At 60.2% G+C, this 7,955-nt stretch carries 8 protein-coding genes; 7 read left to right on the forward strand and 1 reads right to left on the reverse strand.

Annotation, left to right across the window (positions count from 1 at the left end):
- Positions 1–12: 12 nt before the first annotated feature.
- The 4 genes from zur to KGA97_RS03745 are packed head-to-tail and all read left to right on the forward strand — an operon-like array spanning position 13 to position 2,815.
- Entirely contained in the window at positions 13–495 is a 483-nt protein-coding gene (gene zur, locus KGA97_RS03730) for a zinc uptake transcriptional repressor Zur (protein ID WP_008027669.1), read from the forward strand.
- Positions 495–1,280, forward strand: a complete 786-nt coding sequence (znuC, locus tag KGA97_RS03735) for a zinc ABC transporter ATP-binding protein ZnuC (RefSeq protein WP_008027671.1) — start codon at positions 495–497, stop codon at positions 1,278–1,280. Before zur ends, znuC begins: the two co-directional genes overlap by 1 nt.
- Complete coding sequence (gene znuB, locus KGA97_RS03740) at positions 1,273–2,061, forward strand: zinc ABC transporter permease subunit ZnuB (RefSeq protein ID WP_008027673.1); 789 nt, start codon at positions 1,273–1,275, stop codon at positions 2,059–2,061. The genes znuC and znuB overlap by 8 nt, the downstream gene beginning before the upstream one ends.
- 37 nt (positions 2,062–2,098) lie before the next feature.
- Positions 2,099–2,815 carry a PA5502 family lipoprotein gene (locus KGA97_RS03745; RefSeq protein ID WP_008027675.1) on the forward strand — a complete coding sequence of 239 codons (717 nt, stop codon included), beginning with the start codon at positions 2,099–2,101 and terminating at the stop codon, positions 2,813–2,815.
- Positions 2,816–2,961: 146 nt separating this feature from the next.
- Here KGA97_RS03745 and katE read toward each other — a convergent pair whose 3' ends face one another.
- Complete coding sequence (gene katE / locus KGA97_RS03750) at positions 2,962–5,100, reverse strand: catalase HPII (RefSeq protein WP_223480235.1); 2,139 nt, start codon at positions 5,098–5,100, stop codon at positions 2,962–2,964.
- Positions 5,101–5,364: 264 nt separating this feature from the next.
- On the opposite strand from katE, the gene KGA97_RS03755 reads away from it, so the two are divergent.
- From KGA97_RS03755 to KGA97_RS03765, 3 genes are all read left to right on the forward strand, one after another.
- Positions 5,365–6,372: a methionine ABC transporter ATP-binding protein gene (locus KGA97_RS03755; protein WP_008027677.1), complete on the forward strand. Its 1,008-nt coding sequence runs from the start codon at positions 5,365–5,367 to the stop codon at positions 6,370–6,372.
- A complete protein-coding gene (locus KGA97_RS03760) occupies positions 6,372–7,046 on the forward strand; it encodes a methionine ABC transporter permease (protein WP_008027679.1) in 675 nt (224 codons plus the stop codon). The genes KGA97_RS03755 and KGA97_RS03760 overlap by 1 nt, the downstream gene beginning before the upstream one ends.
- 74 nt (positions 7,047–7,120) lie before the next feature.
- A complete protein-coding gene (locus tag KGA97_RS03765) occupies positions 7,121–7,891 on the forward strand; it encodes a MetQ/NlpA family ABC transporter substrate-binding protein (protein ID WP_223434191.1) in 771 nt (256 codons plus the stop codon).
- Positions 7,892–7,955: the final 64 nt, after the last annotated feature.

The raw sequence follows: 7,955 nt of genomic DNA on the forward strand, positions 1-7,955 counted from the left end.
TCGTCGCCGCTCATGCCTAAAACACCGATTGCCAGCCGTCCCCACGACCACTCTCATTGCGTGCATAGCGCACTGTCTGAGGCCGATGCCCTGTGCGCTCGGCAAGGCCTGCGCCTGACGGCCTTGCGTCGGCGGGTGCTGGAACTGGTGTGGCAAAGCCATAAACCGCTGGGTGCCTACGACATTCTTGCGGTACTCAGCGAGCAGGACGGCCGCCGCGCTGCGCCGCCGACCGTGTACCGCGCGCTGGATTTCCTGCTGGAAAACGGCCTTGTGCACCGCATCTCCTCGCTGAACGCCTTCGTCGGCTGCAATCACCCGGAACACGCGCACCAGGGCCAGTTCCTGATCTGCCGCGAATGCCATGCCGCCATCGAGCTTGAGCAAAAATCCATCAGCGACGCGATTATCACCAGCGCCAAGGATGTCGGGTTCGTTGTCGAAGGTCAGACGGTCGAAGTGGTCGGCCTCTGCTCGGGTTGCCAGGGGGCTTGATGAGCAACGCGTTGATCCGCCTTGAGCAGGTTGCCGTCACATTTGCCGGGCAAAGCGTGCTGGATAACATTGAGCTGAGCGTCGAGCCGGGGCAGATCGTCACCCTGATCGGCCCTAACGGTGCTGGCAAGACCACCCTTGTGCGGGCGGTGCTCGGCCTGTTGAAGCCGGACAGCGGCAGCGTGTGGCGCAAGCCGAAACTGCGCGTTGGCTACATGCCGCAAAAACTTCACGTCGATCCGACGCTGCCGCTGTCGGTGCTGCGCTTTCTGCGTCTGGTGCCCGGCGTGGACCGTGCTCGTGCCTTGGCGGCCCTCAAGGAGGTCGGCGCCGAACAGGTGATCGACAGCCCGGTGCAAAGTGTTTCCGGCGGTGAAATGCAGCGCGTGCTGCTGGCTCGGGCGCTATTGCGCGAGCCGGAACTGCTGGTCCTTGATGAGCCGGTGCAAGGCGTCGACGTAGCGGGGCAGGCCGAACTCTATAGCCTGATTACCCGTCTGCGTGATCGTCACGGCTGCGGCGTGTTGATGGTTTCCCACGATTTGCATCTGGTCATGAGCACCACCGATCAAGTGGTCTGCCTCAACCGTCACGTCTGCTGTTCCGGCCATCCCGAGCAAGTCAGCGGCGATCCCGCTTTCGTCGAGCTGTTCGGAAAGAACGCACAAAGCCTGGCGATTTATCACCACCATCACGACCACGCCCATGATCTGCATGGTTCGGTCGTCAGCGCGGCCCCGTCGGCCCAACCTCACGTTCACGGAGATAGCTGCAAGCATGGCTGATTTTCTGCTTTACGCCCTGCTTGCAGGTCTGGCTCTGGCGCTGGTGGCGGGCCCGTTGGGTTCGTTCGTGGTCTGGCGGCGCATGGCCTATTTCGGCGACACCCTGTCCCACGCCGCCTTGCTCGGCGTGGCGTTGGGCTTCCTGCTGGATGTCAGTCCGACGGTGGCGGTCACCGTCGGCTGTTTGCTGTTGGCCGTGTTGCTGGTGACGTTGCAACAGCGTCAGCCGCTGGCGTCCGACACGCTTTTGGGAATTCTCGCACCGAGCACGCTCTCTTTGGGCCTTGTCGTACTAAGCTTCATGCACGAAGTGCGGATCGACCTGATGGCCTATCTGTTCGGCGACTTGCTGGCGATCAGCCCGACCGATCTGGCCTGGATTCTCGGTGGCAGCGCCGCTGTCATGGCCTTGTTGGTGACATTGTGGCGGCCATTGCTGGCGATCACGGTGCATGAAGAGCTGGCGAGGGTGGAAGGTCTGCCCGTGCCGGCGCTGCGCCTGACCCTGATGTTGCTGATCGCCGTGGTGATCGCGGTGGCGATGAAAATCGTCGGTGTGTTGCTGATTACGTCGCTGTTGATCATCCCTGCGGCTGCGGCACAACGTCACGCCAAGTCGCCGGAACAGATGGCGCTGGGCGCGAGCCTGCTGGGCATGCTCGCCGTGTGTGGCGGGTTGGCGTTGTCCTGGTTCAAGGACACCCCGGCGGGCCCATCGATTGTTGTGACGGCCGCCGCACTGTTTCTGCTGAGTTTTGTCCTGCCCCGTCGAGGGGTGTAGACTTGCTCGTTTTTTGCGCAAATAGAGAGTCGCAGGAATGAAGCCGTTCGCCTCCCGTTATCTGCTCCTTGTCGCATTTTCGCTGCTACTGGGTGCATGCCAAAGCACGCCACCGGCGGCCACTGAGGCCACTGATGCGCGGGCCACGGCCATCGCACAGCTCGAGCAAAGCCTCGCCAGCAGCGAACTGGCCACTGCCGAAGATCAATTGGCTGCCTTGCAGGCTGAGTCGCCAAACGACCCGTCCCTTGTGCAATACCAACGGCAACTCGCCGAGGCCTATCTGCAACGCAGCCAGATCGTGCTGCAAAAAGGCGATGTGAATGCTGCGGCAACCGCACTGAGCCGTGCGCGGGCGTTGATGCCCAAGGCGCCGGCGTTGACCGGTGGGGTCAACAACGCCATCGTCAACGCACGCAAGGCAGAGCTCGACAAAGCTGAAGCGGCGCTGTTGGCTGCCGAGGCTAAACCTCAGGCAAAAGTGATTGATCCGACCGCTGAAAGCACCACCGTCGCGTTGAACCTCACCGATATGAGCAAACTTCGCCGGCAACTGGATGCGATCGCGGCCGATGTGGTGAATTACCAATGTGACGTGAGCATTCAGGCGCCGCGCACGCAGGACTACCCGTGGCTGGCGACGTTATTGACCAAGCGGGTAAAGAAGCTGGATTCGGGGTTTGACCTGAATCTGGAGAAGCAGATCCTGCGCAATGTTCCGGCGCAGATGGTCCTAAGCCCGCGTAAACCCTAAAAAGCTTCGCGGGCAAGTCGGATCGCCGCACCGCTCGCTCCTACAGGTCCTGCTGCGTTTATATCGACGTCGCGCAAATCCTGTAGGAGCGAGCGGTGCGGCGATCCGACTTGCCCGCGATGGCGTCCTAACGAATTACACAAAACTCAGGCCGGAATCGCCTTCGCCTTAGGCTCCCGATCCCAAACCCGATGCTGCCCGATCGCGGCGAAAAACGCTTTGATCAACTTGGCATCCGTCCCCACGATCAGCCCCGCATTAATCTCAAGCTTCAACACATCCAGCAACTGTTTCGCCTCGCCCTGCAGCGCGATGGCCTTCAGGTGCTTGTACGCCTCCAACAGGTAATGCAGCGCCACACCATCACCGCTCAACGCCTTGATTGACGCCGCACCGCCAGGCACGAACACCGCGTCGAACGCCACCGACGGCAATCCTTCCATCGACGCATCGACCGGCAGCGTCTTGCCATCGGCCGTTGTCACCGGGGCGGAAGTCGGGGCGAGCAGTTTGGCGTGCGCGCCTTCTGCGTTCAGCGCCTTCTTCATGGCATCAATGGCTGCGCCATCAACCCCATTGGCCGCCAGAATCGCCACTTTGCGGGTTTTGATGTCCGCCGGTAGCAAATTCGCCTGGCTCAGCGCTGGCGAGCGATCAAGTGAGAGTTTGCGCACCTCGACCGTCCCGGCCGTCGGTGCCGGCAAACCAAGGTTTTGGGCCACACGCTTGGCCAATTCCAGATCGATGTTGGCGAGGATCTCATTCACCTCGCGTGCGCGGATGTGCACTCGCTCAACCTTGCCCAACTCAAAACTGTAAGCCGAGATGATGTGTTCCTGCTCGTGCTTGCTCATGCTGTGGAAAAACAGCCGCGCCTGCGAGAAGTGGTCGCTGAACGACTCGCTGCGCTGGCGGATCTTGTTGGCGTCGATGCGCTCCGGATAGCTCTCGAAACCGCCGTCCTGGGCGGCGGGCGGGGTCTCTTTCGGCCAGCCTCCATCAATGGAGTTCGGCTCGTAGGACGCACGACCCTTGTCGATAGTGGTGCGGTGCATCGCGTCCCGCTGGCCGTTGTGGAACGGCGCCACCGGACGGTTGATCGGGATCTCGTGAAAATTCGGCCCACCGAGTCGGCTGATCTGCGTATCGGTGTAGGAAAACAGCCGACCTTGCAGCAGCGGATCGTTGGAAAAATCGATCCCCGGCACGATATGCCCCGGGCAGAAGGCGACTTGTTCGGTTTCGGCGAAGAAATTGTCCGGGTTGCGGTTCAGCGTCATTTTGCCGAGCGGCGTGATCGGTACCAGTTCTTCCGGGATCAGTTTGGTCGGGTCGAGGATGTCGAAGTCGAAACTGTGCTCGTTTTCTTCTTCGATGATCTGCACGCCCAGCTCCCATTCCGGGTAGTCGCCCATTTCTATGGACTCCCAGAGATCGCGCCGGTGGTAGTCGGTGTCCTTGCCGGCGAGCTTCTGTGCTTCGTCCCACACCAGCGAACACGTGCCTGCGGTCGGGCGCCAATGGAATTTGACGAAGCGCGATTTGCCCTCGGCGTTGATCAGCCGGAACGTGTGTACGCCAAAGCCCTGCATGCTGCGCAGGCTTTTCGGGATCGCCCGGTCGGACATCGCCCAAATCACCATGTGCGCGGACTCCGGCACCAGCGACACAAAATCCCAGAAGGTATCGTGCGCCGAGCCGCCGGTAGGCATCTCGTTGTGAGGTTCGGGTTTTACCGCGTGTACGAAGTCAGGAAACTTGATCGCATCCTGTATGAAAAATACCGGCATGTTGTTGCCCACCAGATCGAAGTTGCCTTCGTCGGTGAAGAACTTCACGGCGAAACCTCGTACGTCGCGCACGGTATCGCCTGACCCGCGTGGACCCTGAACGGTGGAAAAACGCACGAACACCGGCGTTTTCTTACCGGGGTCCTGTAAGAAACCAGCCTTGGTCAGCACGGAATGGTTTTCATAGCTCTGAAAGTAACCATGAGCGCCGGTGCCGCGGGCATGGACGATGCGCTCGGGAATGCGCTCATGGTCAAAGTGCGTGATCTTTTCACGCATGATGAAATCTTCCAGCAGCGACGGTCCGCGAGCGCCAAGCTTCAACGTGTTCTGGTTGTCCGACACCTTCACGCCCTGGTTGGTGCGCAAGGCCTGTTCGGTGGCGTCGGAGCGAAATTTTTCCAGGCTGTCGAGCTTGGCGTTGGTGTTGCCGCGGTCCAGAGTGTCGGTCCCGGCCAGTGCACTTTTAGGGGCGGCAGGCTTTTTAGTACTCATCAGTCGTAGACTCCTCGTTGCGATTCCCGCCGTAGCCAGGACGCTTATTCAGACCCCAGGCACGGCACCGGGGACGTTTTCGAGTTGCCCTATTAGTGACTGACAGGGTTTTTAGCCGTTCCTTTTTTATGACCTTTGATCGCGTTATTGCCAAATGAAAGGTTGAATGCGGAATAAATGCTAATAACCTCTATACGGACAGGCTAAAATGCGCGCCCGGCTAACCGCTGATCCTTTTTCAACGCGCCCCACAAGGTTCGCTACGTGATCGAGTTTCAAAACGTCCACAAAACCTACCGCGTCGCCGGTAAGGATATTCCCGCCCTGCACCCGACCAGTCTGTCGATTGAGAACGGCCAGGTTTTCGGCCTGATCGGTCATTCCGGTGCGGGAAAAAGTACCCTGCTGCGTCTGATCAATCGCCTGGAGAACTCCAGTGGCGGCAAGATCATCGTCGACGGCGAAGAAGTCACCGCGCTCGACGCCAGCGGCTTGCGGCGCTTCCGTCAGCAGGTCGGGATGATTTTCCAGCACTTCAACTTGCTGGCTTCCAAGACCGTGGCCGACAACGTCGCACTGCCGCTGACCCTCGCCGGTGAACTGTCGCGTGGCGAGATCGACCAGCGTGTCGCCGAGTTGCTGGCGCGGGTAGGTTTGTCCGACCACGCCAAAAAGTACCCGGCGCAGTTGTCGGGCGGCCAGAAGCAGCGTGTCGGCATTGCCCGCGCACTGGCGACCAAGCCGAAAATCCTGCTGTGCGATGAAGCCACCAGTGCACTGGACCCGCAGACCACGGCGTCGGTCCTGCAACTGCTGGCCGAGATCAACCGCGAACTGAAACTGACCATTGTCCTGATCACCCACGAGATGGATGTGATCCGTCGCGTGTGCGACCAGGTGGCCGTGATGGACGCTGGCGTGATCGTCGAGCAAGGTTCGGTCGCTGAAGTGTTCCTGCACCCGAAACACCCGACTACTAAACGCTTCGTGCAAGAAGACGAGCAGATCGACGAAAGCGAACAGCGCGACGACTTTGCTCACGTGCCGGGCCGTATCGTGCGTCTGACCTTCCAGGGCGAAGCGACCTACGCGCCGTTGCTGGGAACCGTCGCTCGGGAAACGGGCGTGGACTACAGCATTCTGGCCGGCCGTATCGATCGCATCAAAGACATCCCCTATGGGCAACTGACCCTGGCGGTCACCGGCGGCGACATGGAGGCGGCGTTTGCCCGCTTCACCGCAGCTGACGTTCATATGGAGGTGCTTCGTTAATGGAAGCTCTGACAACGTTTTTCGCCAACATCGATTGGTTCGAAATCTGGCTGGCCACCGGCGACACCCTGCTGATGCTCGGCGGTTCGCTGCTGTTCACCGTTTTGCTGGGCCTGCCGCTGGGCGTGCTGTTGTTTCTCTGCAGCCCGCGTCAGTTGCTGGAAGCCAAAGGCGTATACGCGATGTTGTCGCTGGTGGTGAACATCCTGCGTTCATTGCCCTTCATCATTTTGCTGATTGTGATGATCCCGTTCACCGTGTTGATCACCGGCACTTCGCTGGGTGTCGCCGGTGCGATTCCGCCGCTGGTGGTCGGTGCCACGCCGTTCTTCGCGCGTCTGGTGGAAACCGCCTTGCGTGAAGTGGATCGCGGCATCATCGAAGCGACCCAGGCCATGGGCGCGACGACACGTCAGATCATCACCAACGCCTTGCTGCCGGAAGCCCGCCCGGGCATCTTCGCGGCGATTACGGTGACAGCTATTACACTGGTGTCCTACACGGCGATGGCTGGTGTGGTTGGCGCCGGTGGTCTGGGTGACCTGGCGATCCGTTTCGGATACCAGCGTTTCCAGACTGACGTGATGGTCGTCACGGTGGTGTTGCTGCTGGTGTTGGTTCAAGTGCTGCAAACGGTTGGCGACAAGTTGGTCGTACACTTCTCGCGCAAATAATTTATGAGCAGGCCATTCGCTGGCGGGCGCCGCAAACAGGCGCCGCAAGCGGATATTCACAAGGAGTTAGCTGAATGAAAAAACTACTCGTCGCGTTCGCTGCCGTTGCAGCCTTTTCTGCCCACGCCGACACCCTGACCGTTGCGGCCACCCCGGTTCCGCACGCAGAAATCCTCGAATTCGTGAAACCGGCCCTGGCCAAAGAAGGCGTGGACCTGAAGGTCAAAGTCTTCACCGATTACATTCAGCCGAACGTGCAAGTGGCGGAAAAGCGTCTGGACGCCAACTTCTTCCAGCACCAGCCATACCTCGATGAGTTCAACAAGGCCAAGGGTACCAACCTGGTTTCCGTAGCCGGTGTGCACCTGGAACCGCTGGGCGCTTATTCCAGCAAGTACAAGGCACTGACCGAACTGCCGGGCGGCGCCACCGTGGTGATCCCGAACGATGCCACCAACGGCGGCCGCGCCTTGCTGCTGCTGGCCAAGGCTGGTGTGATCAAGTTGAAGGATTCGAACAACATCCTGTCGACCGTCAAGGACATCACCGAGAACGCCAAGGACCTGAAATTCCGCGAACTGGAAGCCGCGACCATCCCGCGCGTGCTGACCCAGGTCGACCTGGCGCTGATCAACACCAACTACGCGCTGGAAGCCAAGCTCGATCCGGCCAAGGATGCGCTGGTCATCGAAGGCAGCGACTCGCCGTACGTGAACATCCTCGTTGCGCGCCCGGACGACAAGGACAGCGAAGACATGAAGAAACTGGTTGCCGCGCTGCACAGCCCGGAAGTGAAAGCCTTCATCCTCGAGAAGTACAAAGGCGCTGTGGTGCCGGCGTTCTGATCGTCTGAAGCAATGAAAAAGGGGCGCATTCAAATGCGCCCCTTTTTTGTGCCCGAAACACCAC

Source organism: Pseudomonas sp. BF-B-15 (assembly GCF_019946675.1).
GTDB lineage: Bacteria > Pseudomonadota > Gammaproteobacteria > Pseudomonadales > Pseudomonadaceae > Aquipseudomonas > Aquipseudomonas migulae.